15 protein-coding genes are annotated in these 15,380 nt (G+C 67.0%); 10 read left to right on the plus strand and 5 right to left on the minus strand.

The window, feature by feature from the left end:
• Positions 1–110 precede the first annotated feature (110 nt).
• Together glmU and QSJ19_RS09025 are read left to right on the plus strand one after the other, a co-directional pair.
• Positions 111–1,592: a bifunctional UDP-N-acetylglucosamine diphosphorylase/glucosamine-1-phosphate N-acetyltransferase GlmU gene (gene glmU / locus QSJ19_RS09020; RefSeq protein WP_286319789.1), complete on the plus strand. Its 1,482-nt coding sequence runs from the start codon at positions 111–113 to the stop codon at positions 1,590–1,592.
• Positions 1,593–1,622: 30 nt separating this feature from the next.
• On the plus strand, positions 1,623–2,600 hold the full coding sequence (locus QSJ19_RS09025) for a ribose-phosphate diphosphokinase (RefSeq protein WP_187585292.1): 978 nt from the start codon (positions 1,623–1,625) through the stop codon (positions 2,598–2,600).
• 70 nt (positions 2,601–2,670) lie between these two features.
• On the opposite strand, the gene QSJ19_RS09030 is transcribed toward QSJ19_RS09025, so the two are convergent.
• Positions 2,671–3,267 carry a hypothetical protein gene (locus QSJ19_RS09030; protein WP_286319791.1) on the minus strand — a complete coding sequence of 199 codons (597 nt, stop codon included), beginning with the start codon at positions 3,265–3,267 and terminating at the stop codon, positions 2,671–2,673.
• A gap of 66 nt (positions 3,268–3,333) precedes the next feature.
• Between QSJ19_RS09030 and arsC the strand changes: the two genes are divergently transcribed.
• Together arsC and asnB are read left to right on the plus strand one after the other, a co-directional pair.
• Positions 3,334–3,675: an arsenate reductase (glutaredoxin) gene (gene arsC, locus QSJ19_RS09035; protein ID WP_286319792.1), complete on the plus strand. Its 342-nt coding sequence runs from the start codon at positions 3,334–3,336 to the stop codon at positions 3,673–3,675.
• Between the two features lie 146 nt (positions 3,676–3,821).
• Complete coding sequence (gene asnB / locus QSJ19_RS09040; protein WP_286319795.1) at positions 3,822–5,663, plus strand: asparagine synthase (glutamine-hydrolyzing); 1,842 nt, start codon at positions 3,822–3,824, stop codon at positions 5,661–5,663.
• 52 nt (positions 5,664–5,715) lie between these two features.
• Here the strand turns inward: asnB and QSJ19_RS09045 are convergent, their stop codons facing one another.
• Entirely contained in the window at positions 5,716–6,159 is a 444-nt protein-coding gene (locus tag QSJ19_RS09045) for a limonene-1,2-epoxide hydrolase family protein (protein ID WP_286319796.1), read from the minus strand.
• A gap of 305 nt (positions 6,160–6,464) precedes the next feature.
• Between QSJ19_RS09045 and QSJ19_RS09050 the strand changes: the two genes are divergently transcribed.
• The 4 genes from QSJ19_RS09050 to QSJ19_RS09065 all read left to right on the plus strand — a co-directional run bounded on the left by QSJ19_RS09050 (position 6,465) and on the right by QSJ19_RS09065 (position 10,811).
• Positions 6,465–7,109 carry a 50S ribosomal protein L25/general stress protein Ctc gene (locus QSJ19_RS09050; RefSeq protein WP_286319797.1) on the plus strand — a complete coding sequence of 215 codons (645 nt, stop codon included), beginning with the start codon at positions 6,465–6,467 and terminating at the stop codon, positions 7,107–7,109.
• Positions 7,110–7,130: 21 nt separating this feature from the next.
• The gene (gene pth / locus QSJ19_RS09055; RefSeq protein ID WP_286319799.1) at positions 7,131–7,697 is read left to right on the plus strand and encodes an aminoacyl-tRNA hydrolase; all 567 of its coding nucleotides are present in this window, start codon (positions 7,131–7,133) and stop codon (positions 7,695–7,697) included.
• Positions 7,698–7,762: 65 nt separating this feature from the next.
• The gene (locus tag QSJ19_RS09060) at positions 7,763–9,577 is read left to right on the plus strand and encodes an SLC13 family permease (RefSeq protein WP_286319801.1); all 1,815 of its coding nucleotides are present in this window, start codon (positions 7,763–7,765) and stop codon (positions 9,575–9,577) included.
• 211 nt (positions 9,578–9,788) lie between these two features.
• On the plus strand, positions 9,789–10,811 hold the full coding sequence (locus QSJ19_RS09065) for a beta-ketoacyl-ACP synthase 3 (RefSeq protein ID WP_286320018.1): 1,023 nt from the start codon (positions 9,789–9,791) through the stop codon (positions 10,809–10,811).
• Between the two features lie 56 nt (positions 10,812–10,867).
• Here the strand turns inward: QSJ19_RS09065 and QSJ19_RS09070 are convergent, their stop codons facing one another.
• Positions 10,868–11,629: an ABC transporter permease gene (locus QSJ19_RS09070; protein ID WP_187585276.1), complete on the minus strand. Its 762-nt coding sequence runs from the start codon at positions 11,627–11,629 to the stop codon at positions 10,868–10,870.
• Positions 11,626–12,651, minus strand: coding sequence for an ATP-binding cassette domain-containing protein (locus QSJ19_RS09075; RefSeq protein ID WP_286319802.1), 1,026 nt, complete (start codon positions 12,649–12,651; stop codon positions 11,626–11,628). The genes QSJ19_RS09070 and QSJ19_RS09075 overlap by 4 nt, the downstream gene beginning before the upstream one ends.
• A gap of 217 nt (positions 12,652–12,868) precedes the next feature.
• Between QSJ19_RS09075 and QSJ19_RS09080 the strand changes: the two genes are divergently transcribed.
• Complete coding sequence (locus QSJ19_RS09080) at positions 12,869–13,537, plus strand: PadR family transcriptional regulator (protein ID WP_286319804.1); 669 nt, start codon at positions 12,869–12,871, stop codon at positions 13,535–13,537.
• Positions 13,538–13,588: 51 nt separating this feature from the next.
• Positions 13,589–14,605 carry a beta-ketoacyl-ACP synthase III gene (locus QSJ19_RS09085; protein ID WP_286319806.1) on the plus strand — a complete coding sequence of 339 codons (1,017 nt, stop codon included), beginning with the start codon at positions 13,589–13,591 and terminating at the stop codon, positions 14,603–14,605.
• 51 nt (positions 14,606–14,656) lie between these two features.
• Here the strand turns inward: QSJ19_RS09085 and QSJ19_RS09090 are convergent, their stop codons facing one another.
• Positions 14,657–15,319 carry an endonuclease domain-containing protein gene (locus tag QSJ19_RS09090; protein ID WP_286320019.1) on the minus strand — a complete coding sequence of 221 codons (663 nt, stop codon included), beginning with the start codon at positions 15,317–15,319 and terminating at the stop codon, positions 14,657–14,659.
• Positions 15,320–15,380: the final 61 nt, after the last annotated feature.

Here is a 15,380-nt window from a genome sequence, read left to right on the forward strand (position 1 = left end):
TGCAGAAGCTCTGCTGGCTTTACTGTTTCTATCAGCGCCGATCATCTGCTCGGTACACCGGCGGCGGGTGTGCGCATCGGACACCATCCGACTGCGTACTATCGGGCCACATGACGGAGACGTCCAAGCCCGCCATCGCGGTGATGGTCCTCGCGGCCGGCGCCGGTACGCGGATGAAGTCGAAGACCCCGAAAATCCTGCACAGCCTGGCCGGACGCCCGCTGGTGGGCCATGCCCTGCACGGTGCGGCCGGCCTCGATCCCGATCATCTCGTCGCCGTCGTCGGCCACGAACGCGAGCAGGTCGGTGCCGCGATCAGCGTGATCGCCGAACAGCTGGGCCGCGGGGTCACCATCGCCGTGCAGGAGTCCCCGCTCGGTACCGGCGACGCGGCGCGCGCGGGTCTCGATACGCTGCCCGCGGATTTCGCCGGGACCGTCGTCATCACCGCCGCCGACGTACCGCTGCTCGACGCCCCGACGCTCGAGGCTCTGGTGGCCACCCACACCGCGGGCTCCAGGGCTGCGGTCACGCTGACGAGCTTCCTCGCCGACGACCCGACCGGCTACGGACGCATCATCCGGACCAACGACTCCCTGGTGCAGGCCATCGTCGAGCACAAGGACGCGACCGACGAGCAACGTGCGATCACCGAGGTCAACGCCGGGATATACGCCTTCGACGTCACCACCCTGCGCCGGGCGCTGACCCGACTGTCCACCGACAACGCGCAGGGCGAGCACTATCTCACCGACGTGATCGAGATCGCCCGCGCGGATGGCGACGCGGTACGCGCCTTCACCGTCGACGACCCGATCCTCGTTGCCGGCTGCAACGACCGCGCCCAGCTCTCCGACCTCGGGGCGGAGATGAACCGTCGAATCGTGCGTCGCCACCAACTCGACGGCGTCACCGTCACCGACCCCGCTTCCACGTGGATCGACGTCGACGTCACGATCGGCATCGACGTCCGAGTCGAACCGGGGACGCAGCTGCAGGGCCGCACCGTGATCGCCGACGACGCGGTCGTCGGCCCGGACACCACACTGCGTGACGTCGTCATCGGCGAGGGCGCATCGGTGATCCGGACGCACGGCAGCGAGTCGGAGATCGGCGCCGGCGCCACGGTCGGGCCGTTCGCCTATCTCCGTCCCGGCACCCGACTCGGCACCCGCGGCAAGATCGGCACCTTCGTCGAGACGAAGAAGGCCGACATCGGTGCGGGCAGCAAGGTGCCCCACCTGACCTATGTCGGAGACGCGACGATCGGCGAGCACAGCAACATCGGTGCGTCGAGCGTGTTCGTCAATTACGACGGCGTGGCGAAGCACCAAACGGTGATCGGGTCACATTGCCGTACCGGGTCTGACAACATGTTTGTCGCCCCCGTGCAGGTCGGCGACGGCGCCTACACGGGAGCAGGTACGGTTTTGCGGGAAGATGTGCCGCCCGGCGCCCTTGCGGTGTCGGCCGGACAACAACGGAATATCGAGAATTGGGTGGTGCGCAAGCGCCCGGACACCGAGGCCGCTCGCGCGGCCCTCGATGCCCAACACACGGACCGCCCGGCAGACAGCCAGCCCGGCGACTGATTCGCACACATATCGAGCAGAAGAGTTTTCATGACCTGGACCACGGACAACCAGAAGAACCTGATGCTGTTCTCTGGCCGCGCCCATCCCGACCTCGCACAAGCGGTCGCCGACGAGCTCGGTATCAAGGTGACGCCGCAGACGGCGCGCGACTTCGCCAACGGTGAGATCTTCGTACGCTTCGAGGAGTCGGTCCGTGGATCCGACGCCTTCGTGCTGCAGAGCTGCCCGTACCCGATGAATCAGTGGGTGATGGAGTCGCTGATCATGATCGACGCGCTCAAGCGTGGATCGGCCAAGCGCATCAGCGTGATCCTCCCCTTCTACCCGTACGCCCGTCAGGACAAGAAACACCGTGGGCGTGAACCGATCTCGGCCCGCCTGATCGCCGACCTGATGAAGACCGCCGGCGCCGACCGCATCATCACCGTCGATCTGCACACCGACCAGATCCAGGGTTTCTTCGACGGTCCCGTCGACCACATGCATGCGCAGGGCCAGCTCGCCGACTACGTCCGGTCCAACTACGGCACCGACAACGTCACCGTCGTCTCGCCCGACTCGGGTCGTGTGCGCGTCGCGGAGAAATGGGCGGACGCGTTGAACGGTGCGCCGCTGGCGTTCATCCACAAGACACGCGACCCGCTGGTGCCCAACCAGGTCAAGTCCAACCGGGTGGTCGGCGACGTCGACGGACGCACCTGCGTGCTGATCGACGACATGATCGACACCGGCGGCACGATCGCCGGAGCGGTCAAGGTCCTCAAGGACGCCGGTGCCGGTGATGTCGTCATCGCGACGACGCACGGCGTGTTCTCCGATCCGGCCGCTGAGCGGCTGGCGAACTGCGGGGCGAAAGAGGTCATCGCGACCGACACCCTGCCGATCCCCGAGGACAAGCGCTTCGAGAACCTCACCGTGCTGTCCATCGCGCCGCTGCTCGCGCAGACGATCCGCGAGGTCTTCGAGAACGGCTCGGTGACGAGCCTGTTCGACGGGAGCGCGTAGCGTCTCGACTTTCGGTGAACGGACCCCGCGACTATGAGTCGCCGGGGTCCGTTCTTCGTTGTGACCGACGTCAGTCGTCCGACTGTGGATGGGCCCGCCGCTGCCGCACCCGCCGCCACATGATCGCGCCGGGCACCGCCACCAGGGCGGCGATCGCCACGAACACCCCGACCACGATCGGCCGTGGCTCGCGGTCGTCAGAGTCGGCGTACGGCTCGATTGCCGGTCCCGCATAGAGCGCGGCGTCGCCCAGACTCAGGTTCGTCGTGTTGTCACAGAGCGAGGCGCCCCACTCCCCCTCCGATGGCGCCGACCCGCCTGCCGACCCGCCGAGGACGAGCAGCCGCTCCTCGCCCACCTCGAGTGGGACACCGCAGGCGGCCGAACTCGACGAGGTCACCACCGTGATCGTCTGCGGGACACGCTGCTTGTAGCTCTGCCGGACATCGACGCGATACCGCCGCGCCGTGCCGTCCTCGGAGACCGAGACCGGCGTCCCGAACACCAGGGCCGATGAGTCCTTGACCACCGTGGCGGGCTCCCGGGGGACGCACGTGCATGCGCATGCGCTACCCGGCGACATCATCAGCGCGACGACGACGACCGCGACAACGACCGCCGCCCGGCTCAGAATCCCGTGCGTCCGACCGGTCCTCATCGCGCCCATGACGACACGGTAGTCCGACATTCCGGGCCGGGCCCACCACCACACGCACCGGGTAGTGTGTCGTGCGTGGACGCGACGATCTATCACAATCCGAAGTGCTCGACCTCGCGCAAGGCCCTCGAGAAGCTGCGCGACGCCGGGATCGAACCGACCGTCGTGAAGTACCTCGATCAGCCCTTCACACGCGAGCAACTCACCACTCTGATCAGCGACGCGGGATTGACCGTCCGCGAGGCCGTGCGCAAGCGGGAATCCCTCTACAAAGAGCTCGACCTAGCATCGCTGCCCGAGGACAAGGTGCTGACCGAGATGGTGCAACACCCCATCCTCGTCGAGCGTCCATTCGTGGTGACCGACAAGGGAACCCGTCTCGCGCGGCCGGTGGACCGGCTCGACGAGATCCTCTGAGACACCCCCTCGGACCCGATCCGGCACGACCTTTCGGACATTCTTCGCGATGGCGACAAGCCGCGTCGCCCCCCAGGTTAGTTCCGTGTTACAACGGAATTGCCGATTCATTTAGCATCGCTAATCACTAGAAGTGGGGGCGTTCTATGTGCGGAATTACCGGGTGGGTGGGTTTCACCAGCGAGATATCAAGCAAGAAGCGCATTCTCGAAGAGATGACCGCGACGATGAGCGATCGCGGACCGGATGATGTCGGAACCTACGTCGATGATCATGTGGGACTGGGACATCGCCGGCTGGCGATCATCGACCTGCCGCTGGGTCACCAACCGATGGTGACCCCGACCGGCAGCGGGGACCTGGCCATCGTCTACAGCGGCGAGACGTACAACTTTCGTGAGCTGCGTACCGAACTGATCGCGGCGGGCCACGAGTTCCACACCGACAGCGACACCGAAGTCGTACTACGCGGTTATCTCGAGTGGGGAACCGCCGTGGTGGACCGACTCAACGGCATGTACGCGTTCGCGATCTGGGACGGTCGCACCGAAGAGCTCGTCATGGTGCGGGACCGCTTGGGCATCAAGCCCTTCTACTTCTCCGAGACGTCCGACGGTGTCGTGTTCGGCTCGGAGCCGAAAGCGATCCTCGCCAATCCCCGGGTCCCACACACCGTGGACGCCGACGGCTTCCGCGAGTTGTTTGCGGTCACCAAGGCACCGGGATGGTCGATGTGGAAACACATCCGGGAGGTCGAGCCGGGCACCGTGGTCACCGTCTCGCGAGACGGCTGCGCGACCCGCACCTACTGGTCGCTGCCCGCTCATCCACACCGCGACGGTCTCGACGACACCGTAGGGCACGTACGTGACCTGATGACCGACATCGTCGACCGGCAACTCGTCGCCGACGTACCTCGGTGCGTCCTGCTGTCCGGCGGACTGGACTCGAGCGCGCTCACCGGACTGGCCGCTGCGCGTCTCGGCGCCGAAGGCCAACGCGTGCACAGCTATTCGGTCGACTTCGTCGATCAGGAGGACAACTTCCGGCCGGATGAGATGCGCGACACCCCGGACTCGCCCTTCGTGCGTGACGTGGCGTCCCACGTCGGCTCGATGCACCGCGACGTCGTCCTCAACCCCGCCGACCTCACCGACCCCGACGTACGTCGGGCAGTCATCGGCGCCCGCGACATCCCGGCGGGCCTGGGCGACATGGACTCGTCGCTCTACCTGCTCTTCACGGCCATCCACGCCGAGTCGACGGTGGCGCTGTCCGGTGAGTCCGCCGACGAGGTGTTCGGCGGGTACCGATGGTTCTTCGACGACGAGGCCCGCGGGGCAGACACCTTCCCGTGGCTCGCGTTCGGAAGCGCCCTGACCCGGTCCCGCTATTCGATGCTCACGCCGGAGATGCAGCGCGTCCTCGACATCGACACCTACATCGCCGATCAGTACCGGACCGCGCTCGCCTCGATCCCGGAGGTCGACGGTGAGTCGGCAGACGAACGGCGCATGCGGGTGATCTGCCACCTCCACCTGACCCGCTTCGTACGGATGCTGCTCGATCGCAAGGACCGCGCATCGATGGCGGCGGGTCTCGAGGTGCGTGTGCCGTTCTGCGATCACCGTCTGGTCGAGTACGTCTACAACACCCCGTGGGCCTTCAAGACGTTCGACGGCCGGGAGAAGAGCCTGCTGCGTCACGCGACGAAACACGTGTTGCCGCAGTCGGTGGTCGACCGCACGAAGTCGCCGTATCCGTCGACACAGGACGTCAAGTACACCGAGACGCTGCAGCATCAGCTCAGCGACATCGCCGCCGAATCCGGGCATCAGGTCTTCGATCTCGTCGACCGCCGGACCGTCAAGGACATGGTGTCAGCCGACGCGCATGCCATCGCTCCCGACGTGCGGACACAGATGGATCGTGTGCTCGATCTGTATCACTGGATCGAGATGTACTCGCCGGAACTCGAGGTTGCCTGACGCGCAGCGTCGTACGCCTCTCCCCAGGGGTCATCGTCGGGCGCCGAGAGCGTCAGGCGGTGACCCCGTCCGACGGCATCCGTCGCTGCACTGCCGGGATCACCGCACCGACGACGGCCCGAAGCAGGCCCTTCGTCATGTCGAGGTAGTCGAAGTAGTCCCGCCACACCGTGATCCGGCCATCGCCGATCTCGAAACGCCCGCACACCCAGAACCGGATGGCGACGCGGCCGAACCGGAGCTCGTCGATCCGCTCGGTGAGGACGACCGGGCCGTCGGCCGAGACGTTGATCATCCGGTAGTCGAAGCCGGCCCACGAGGCCTTCTCGACCTGCCGGAAGATGCCCGCGACCTTCTTCTTCCCGTGCACGGTCGGCATCGAGACGTTCGTGTATGCGATGTCGTCGTCGACGTTCGCGAGGGCTGCGGCCACATCGTCACGGGCCAGGGCGTCGAGGAACGCGGTCACGATCTCGATCGGTGTCTGCGAGGTCATGCGGTTCAGTATGCCTGCGACGGGCGGTCACGCCGAACCCGAATCAACGCATCGCGCTGCGCTGCCCTGCGCGGGTCCGCGCCACCGTGGCCTGCGGTGATGTGACACCGGCCCCGACCGTCGGCTATTCTTGTCACCGTTGTCTCGGCGAGGGTGAGTGATCACCGTTATCGGCGCGACCATCGCGGATCTCCTCCCCGGGCCTTCGACGCCCGCACAGGCTGGTTCTCGGTCGTTGCCGTTCGTCGCGACCCCCGAAGACCACCGCGGTTCGTCGAAAGAACCGCACAACGAGGAGAAGCACCATGGCCACCCAGACCAGCAAGCTGACCGTCAGCACCCGCTCCGAGAAGGGCAAGGGCGCCGCGCGTCGCGCCCGTCGCGCCGGCAACGTCCCCGCCGTCCTCTACGGCCACGGCACCGACCCGCAGCACCTGAGCCTGCCGGCCCTCGAACTGGCCGCCATCCTGCGTAACAACGGCACCAACGCGATCATCGACCTGGACATCGAGGGTGCGAGCCAGCTCGCGCTGACCAAGCAGGTCGACGTCCACCCGATCCGCAATTACATCGAGCACGTCGACCTCCTGGTCATCCGCCGCGGCGAGAAGGTCACCGTCGACGTCACCATCGTCGTCGAGGGCGACGCCGCGCCGGGCACCCTGGTCGTGCAGGACGCCAGCGTCGTCGAGATCGAGGCCGACGCCCTCTCGATCCCCGAGCAGATCACCGTCAACGTCGAGGGTATCGAGGCCGGCAACGCCGTGCACGGCTCCGACCTGGACCTGCCGGAGGGTGTCACCCTGATCAGCGACCCCGAGGTCCTGATCGTCGCGGTCAACGAGGCCCCGACCACCTCCGAGCTCGAGGAAGAGGCCGAAGAGGCCGGCGCCGAGACCCCCGGCTCCGACGAGGAGGAGCAGGCTCCCGCGGACGAGTCCGCAGAGTAACCCACTGCTCACCACTGATCAGTGAAATTGATTGTCGGACTGGGTAACCCCGGTCCGAAGTACGAGAAGACGAGGCACAACATCGGCGCGATGGTCGCCGATGGCCTCGTCGCCTCGGTCGGCGAGCGGTGGAAGCTGCACAAGAAGTCGGGTGCCGAGGTCGCCCCGATCACCCTCGCCGGCCGGCAGGCACTCATCGCGAAGCCGCGCAATTTCATGAACGAATGCGGCCGCCAGATCGGGCCGCTGGCGAAGTTCTACAACGTCGCCCCCGACGACCTGATCGTGCTCCACGACGAGCTCGACATCGACTTCGGGCTCGTGCGGCTCAAACAAGGTGGCGGCGAGGGCGGTCACAACGGTCTGCGCTCGATCAGCCAGGCCATCGGGTCGCGTGACTATCTCCGCGTCCGGCTCGGCATCGGCCGCCCGCCGGGCCGACAGGATCCGGCCGACTTCGTGCTGAAGCCGTTCGGGTCGGCGGCGCGCGCCGACGTCGAACTGCTGATCGGCAACGGTGTCGATGCGACCGAGCTGCTCGTGGCCCAAGGCCTCGAGTCCGCGCAGAATCTCGTCCACGCCTGGTGACCTGAGCCGGCGGTCCACCCGCGTCGATCACTGCGCACCCGTGCGCGTGATGCGACGATCGAACGGTGTCGGATGCAGCCCTGAGTCTCGTCATCCTCGGCGTGACCGTTGCGCTGTTCATCGTCAACCGACTGCCCGTCGGGGTCGTCGCGATCGGCTCGGCCCTGGCCCTGTACTTCTGCGGACTCGTCAGCGTCGACGACATGACCAGTGGTCTCGGCGCAACCGTCATCGTGTTCATCGCCGCCCTGTTCGTCGTCAGCGAGGGACTCGAGGCGTCCGGGATCACCACCTGGGTCGGGCACACCATGACCCGCATCGCGGGGGACGCACCGACGCGGGTCATCACGGTCGTCATGATCCTCGCCGCGCTGCTGGCCGCACTCATCACCGTCAACGGAGCCGCCGCGGCGCTCGTACCGGTGACCGTTGCCCTCGCCCGTCACGCCGACATGCTGCCGTCGCGCGTGCTGATCCCGCTCGCGTACGGATGCAGCGCCGGATCGCTGCTGACGCTGTCGGGCAGCCCGGTCAACGTGATCATCGACGAGGCGATGGTCGACCGGTCCGGCGACGGATTCGGGTACTTCGAGTTCGGTGTCGTCGGCGTCCCGCTCGTCGTGGTGACCGTCGCGATCACCACGCTGACCGGCCGTCGTGCGCTTCCGCGACGCGAATCGACCACTCTCCCGGACGATTTCAGCGACTACGTCGGGACGGTGACAGATCACTACGGGCTCGGTGACCGGCTCTTCCGGCTCCATGTGGACACCGGTTCGGCCGTCGTCGGGGCTGTCCTCACCGACATCGAGGTCGGTGACGGTGTCGTCGCCGTCGCCGCACAGCGCGAGGCCACCGCCGCCGTCCTCGACCCCGGCCAACCACTCGAGGACGGTGACGTGATCGTGGTGTCCGGGCCCGGGACGGCCGTCACCGAGGCCGCCCGCCGGCTCGGCCTCACCGTCGAGGACATTGCGGGACGACACCCACGCTCGGGCAGACTGATCGACCGCGACACCGGCCTGTCCGAGGTGGTCATCCCGCCACGGTCCGAGTGGATCGGCGACCGAGCGGTGGCCGGCATGGTCCGCGCCGACGACGGCCTGCTCGTGTTGTCGATCCGCCGCCGCAGCCGTGACGTCGGACCGCGGGCCGTCGAGCTCGGCGAAGGCGACACCCTCCTCGTGCACGGCCCGTGGCGCGCGATCGACGCGTTGGCCGCCGACCGCCGGGTGCTGGTGGTCGCATCGTCGGAAGCCCTGCGGCGCCAGACCGTACCGCTGGGCCGCAGCGCCCCACGCGCGGCCGCGATCCTGGTGGCGATGATCGTCCTGCTCGCGACCGGCGTGGTGCCCGCCGTCGTCGCGGCGCTGCTCGCGGCACTGGCGATGATCCTCACCGGGGTCATCACCACCGATCATGCGTACCGCGCTATCGCGTGGCCCACGCTCGTGCTGATCGCGGCGCTGATCCCGATGTCGACGGCGATCGCCGACAGCGGCGGCGCCGAGCTGGTGGCACGCCCGATCGTCGACCTGGTGGCCGATCACAGCCCGTACGTCCTGCTCATCATGCTGTTCCTGCTGACCGCGGCCCTCGGCCAGTTCATCTCCAACGCCGCGACGGTGCTCATCGTCATCCCGATCGCGCTCGCCGCGGCGGCGGACGTCGGCGTCGACGCCCGGCCCGTGCTGATGCTGGTGTGCGTCGCGGGTGCGGCCTCCTTGCTGACGCCGATCGCCACGCCGGCGAACATGATCGTGATGACACCGGGTGGCTACCGGTTCGGCGACTACTGGCGGCTCGGTGTGCCGATCATGGCCGGGTGGCTGGTGGTCGCGCTGCTGGTGATCCCGGCGGTCTGGCCCCTCTCCGGGTGAGCGGCGCGGCCGGCGACGCTCTCCGGCGTGCGCGGGACCGCCGACGGGATCCGCCGGCGAAAGCCCAGGTGAACGCGACATGGACGAAACGGGACCAAAGCCTGCCTCGGGCCGATGCGGCGACGCCTACAATCACACTCGCCCACGATTTCATCGATGAACGGAGACAACGGTGGCGATTGCTGCGCGGAGCGGACATCGATGCGTCGCGATGCTCGGGATCGGCGCCTACCGACCCACACGCCTCGTCAGCAACGACGAGGTGTGCGAGGTCCTCGACTCGTCGGACGAATGGATCTTCGAGCGCAGCGGCATCCGCAACCGTCGGTGGATCAGCGGCGACGAGACCGCACGATCGATGGCCGCCGAGGCCGCCGGACGGGCCATCCGCAACTCGGGCGTACCGAAGGACAAGATCGGCGCGCTGATCTTGGCCACGAACAGCTGGAAGACCAAGATCCCGCACGGCGGTCCCATCATCGCGTTCGACATCGGCCTCAACGGGATTCCCGCCTATGACGTCGCCGCCGGCTGCGGTGGCTTCGGCTACGGACTCGGCATCGCCGCGGACACCGTCCGCGCCGGGTCGGCCGAGTACGTGCTCGTCGTCGGCGTCGAGACGATGTCGGTGGTGATGGAGCCGACCGATCGCAACACCGCCTTCATCTTCGGCGACGGGGCCGGCGCCGTGGTCGTCGGACCGAGCGAAGAGAACGGCATCTCCCCGACCGTCTGGGGCAGCGACGGTGAGAACGCCGAGGCGATCGGCCAGAACTACGACATCCCCGAGTACATGGACCGCGCCCAGGAGTGGCAGCACAAGGATCCCGAGAGCGAACCGGTCGGTCGGATGGTCGTGACCATGCAGGGCTCACGCGTGTTCCGGTGGGCGGCCATCACCCTGCCGAAGGCACTGACGACCGTGCTGGAGACCTCGGGCGTCAGCATCGACGACATCGAGGTGTTCGTCCCGCATCAGGCCAACGCCCGGATCAACGAACTCATGAAGAAGAACCTCGGCCTCGCCGACGACGTCCCGATGGCCAACGACATCGAGAACACCGGCAACACGTCGGCGGCCTCGATCCCGTTGGCCATGGAGGAGATGCTCGCCAGCGGAAAGGCCAAGGGCGGTCAGACCGCGTTGCTGCTCGGGTTCGGCGCCGGCCTCAGCTATGCGGGTGCGGTCGTCACGCTGCCACCGGCGCCGAAGGAGTCGAGCCTCGAGGGGTGATTCGTCCCCGCGCCCTTCGAGACGCTCGCGAGTTCGCTCCTCGGGGATCGACGGACCTAGGCGTTTTCCTTGCGGAAGACCGCAGTGCCCCACCAGGTTCCGAGCGCACCCAGGATGAGCGCGGTGATCAGGCCCCACGCGACCGATGAGGTGAGGATGTCACCGGCGAAGCTGTCGCGGACGCCGTCGACGATCCAGCGGAACGGCATGAAGTCACTCAGCCGCTGAAGCCACGTCGGGCCCAGCGTCATCGGCAGGAGGATGCCCGACAGCAGCAGCACCGGCATCATCACCATGTTGATCACGGGCGCCATGACGTCCTCGCTCTTCGTGGTGAGCGCCAGCGCGTTCGACGCAGCGGCGCAGGCACCGCCGACGATGAGCGTGATCAGGATGCCGACCACGATCCCCACGAACGACCCGCGCATCCCCATGATCAGGCCGAGTACGACGAGGATCACCGCCTGGACGAACAGTTGGAGGACATCGCGCCACAGGCGACCGGTGAGCAGGGCGGTGCGGCTGGCCGGGGTGACGCGCTCGGCCTCGATCACACCTTCACGCCATTCCCCGATCAGGCTGAAACCGGCGAAGAAGGCGCCGAAGATGCCGAGCTGCACCAGGAGTCCGGGCACCAGGAACGTGTAGGCGTTGTCGGCGCCGCCGGGGAACTGCGCGACCAGTGGTTTGAGCAGGGGACCGAACAACAGGAGGTAGAGCACCGGCTGCATGACGCCGATGAGCACCCACGCGGGATTGCGGAGATTCATCCGGATCTGACGCCGGAACACGATGTGACTCTCTCGGAGGAATGTCATGACTGCGAAACTCCTTGGGCGGGAATACCTTCGGCAACGTTCTGCTCGTCGGCAGGATTTTCGTCCTGCGCGTCACGCAGCGAACGGCCGGTGAGGGTGAGGAAGACGTCGTCGAGGGTGGGACGGATGACCTCGATGGAATCCAATGACACACCGGAGGAGTCGAGATCGCGCAGCAGTCCCGGCACCTCGCGGCCGGCACGACGGACACGGCCGCGCACGTGCCGTCCGTCCGTGTCGACCTCGGTGCCGATCGACTCGAGCTTGCGCGCGGTGACCGACACGTGTACGTCGTCGGCGACCTCGAGCGCCACGAGATCACCGGACACCTGGGCCTTCAGATTGTCGGCCGTGTCCGCGGCGACGATCTTGCCGTTGTCGATGATGATGATCCGATCGGAGAGCTCGTCGGCCTCGTCGAGATAGTGGGTGGTCAGGAACACGGTCGCACCCTGCTGCGTCCGCAACCGCCGAATGTGTTCCCAGAGATTCGCCCGCGCCTGCGGATCCAGGCCGGTGGTCGGCTCGTCGAGGAAGACCAGGGTCGGGTCGTGCACGAGGCCCATGACGATGTCGAGCCGGCGCTTCTGGCCGCCGGACATGTTCTTCGGCATCCGTTCCCACAGCCCGTCGAGCTGCAACTGGGTGAACAGCTCCTTGCCCCGCTTGGTCGCCTGGGCGCGCGACATACCGTAGAGCATGCCGTGGTCGACGACCTCGTCCCCGGCCTGCGCCTGACTGAATGTGCCACCCGCCTGGGAGACATATCCGATGCTGCGGCGCACCATCACGGCGTCCTTGACGACGTCGTAGCCGTTGACGGTCGCGGTGCCGGCCGTCGGGCGCAGCAACGTCGTCAGCATCCGCAGGGTCGTGGTCTTGCCGGCGCCGTTGGGCCCCAGGAAGCCGACGACCTCCCCCTCGGAGATGTCGAGAGCGACGCCGTCGACGGCGCGGACCTCCTTCTTCTGTTTCCCCCGGCCGGTGTGGAATGTCTGTACCAGCCCACGTGCGTGGATCATGAGTCTCCTCTCTCCATCCGTGTCGTCGCGGCGGACACCGCCTGACACTATTCAAGTTTGAATATCTGCATGAGTTTTCCAGTGGATACATCAGAAGTCAACGACGAAATCCGACGCCACCACGGTGAGACTGACTCGCCTCTCCCTGAGGATTCATCGAATTGAGGTCGACCAGTGTCCTGGTGAGCACGCCATCGGCGAACTACCGTCGTCAGTCATGGCCTCGAACACCACACGACTGCTCCTGTTGGGCACGGTCGCGCTGTTCGAGCCGGTCAACGGCTACCAGATCCGCCGCGAACTGATGTCCTGGCAGGTCGATCGGTGGGCCAACGTCAATCCGGGGTCGATCTATCACGGGCTGGGTTCGCTGGTGTCCTCCGGCCTCGCGGTTCGGCACGACCTGGCGGACGGCGCACGGGATGTCGCGGTGTACGAGTTGACCGACGACGGCCACACCGAGTTCCGGCGCCTCCTCACCGACGCGATCGTCACGGTCAATGTGTTCGACCGGCGCGATTTCCACGCGGCTTTCGGTCTGCTCCCGCTGCTCGAGCCGGAGGCGGCGATCGAGCTGCTCGATCGGCGCCACGCCGCCCTGGCCGCAGCGGTGACCGAGGTCCCCGTCGACACCGACCCGGCCGACCACCCGCACGTCCCACCCCACGCGATCCGCGGGATGGCACTGTGGGGCGCCGAGGCGCGCGCCGAACTGGGATGGTTGGCGGACGTCGTCGACGATCTGCGGTCGGGCCGACTCGACATCACGTCGAACGGGTGGACGCCGCCGGCCGACGATCCCGGACATCAGATGACCGCCGACCGCGAGCGCTATCGCGCGATGATCGCGCTGCGGCAGGGCCGGCAGGAGGCTACTTCCCAGTAAGCCGTCGATGTGAGACGGTCTATGGCGGGTCGCATAGTGAAAGGGACACTCATGGCTGTGATTGCGGATTCTGCCGGGATCAACAACATCGGCATGCTCAGCATCGGTGCGTACCGACCGGAGCGGGTCGTCACCAACGAGGAGATCTGCGAGAACATCGACTCGTCGGATGAGTGGATCTACACGCGGACCGGCATCAAGACCAGGAGATTCGCCCGCCGCGACGAGGACGTCACCCAGATGGCCGTCGCCGCCGGACGCAAGGCGATCGCCAACGCCCTTCTCTCGGGCACCGACATCGACGCCGTCATCTTGGCGACCAACACCCATCTGCTGCTGACTCCCGCCGGCGCGACCAAGGTCGCCACCGAACTGGGCGCCAACGGCGTCCCCGCGTTCGACGTCACCGTCGGTTGCGCGGGCTTCGGCTACGGCATGGCACTCGCATCGGACATGGTCCGCGGCGGCAGCGCGACCCACGTGCTGGTCATCGGCGCCGAACAGCTGTCGGTCGCGCTCGACATGACCGACCGCACCAACTGCTTCATCTTCGGCGACGGCGCCGGCGCGGTCGTCGTCGGACCGACGGAGGATCAGCAACTCGGCCCGGTCATCTGGGGCAGTGACGGCTCGCAGTTCAACGCCATCCGGCAGGACATCGACTGGGTCACCTTCCTCGACGGCGACCGCGTCCATCGCCCGTATCTGCGTCTCGAGGGGACCGCGGTGTTCCGTTGGGCCGCGTTCGAGATGGGCAAGGTCGCGCAGCGCGCGCTCGACGCCGCGAAGATCGGTGCCGAGGACCTCGACGTCTTCGTGCCGCACCAGGCCAACACCCGTATCAACGACCTGCTCGCCAAGAACCTGAAGCTCCGCGAAGGTGTGCCCGTCGCGAACGACATCGAGCACACCGGCAACACGTCGGCCGCCTCCATCCCGCTGGCCATGGAGGACCTGCTGTCGACGGGAACGGCGAAGCCGGGCGACACCGCCCTCCTCCTCGGTTACGGCGCGGGCCTCAGCTACGCGTCGCAGGTCGTCACGATGCCGCCGCTTCCGTTCGAGTAGAGGGTCGTTCTGAGTCGAGGTTGAAGGCTGTGCCGGTTGCCGGTGCAGCCTTCAACCTATGACCGCGCGGACCTGAGCCACCACATGATCACCACGGGTGGTGAGGTCGTCCCATGTGAAGTTGAGAACGATCCATCCAGCAGCAATCCATGCATTCCTCTTGGTGCGGTCGCGTTGGAACGTCTTCGCATCGCGGTGGTACGAGAAACCGTCGATCTCGACGATGACCTTCTCCGCGTCGAACACGAAGTCCGCAAGGTGATCGCACACAGTCTCGTTCGCGACCCATCCCGCGATGTCGGCACCACGGAACAACGCGACCGTCCGACGTTCGGCTTCAGAACGCGCCCCGGATTCCAGGGCGGACAAGCGAGTCGCCATGGCCACCGCACCGGGTCGTCGGGGATATCTCTCGTGTGCCGCGACCAGCTCCTGCAAGGTGACCCGCTTCTTCAGCAGCGCATCGTCGAGGACCTTCGGCCCGATCTCGTGCGCCGCCTCGAGCACGGTGAGTGGGACACCAGTCACCCGGAGGCCGGCCACCTCGGAGATGTCCTGGGCATCCAGCACGCGATGAATGACCCGGGTGCCTCCTGCCGTCCTGGGGTGTCGCCCCCACGTGTCCGTCACCACCGAGATCGTCGGTGGGAACGCGTCGACGAGCTCCTGCCACCATGCGCCTGCGCCACCGGCCAGGGTGGCTTCCGGGCTCACCGTGAGGGTGGAGATCCGAACGCGACCACGTAGCGTTCGCAGGTGGTTCGCAGCGAGAAAC

This window comes from Gordonia sp. ABSL11-1 (assembly GCF_030315685.1).
In the GTDB taxonomy this organism is placed as follows: Bacteria; Actinomycetota; Actinomycetes; order Mycobacteriales; family Mycobacteriaceae; genus Gordonia.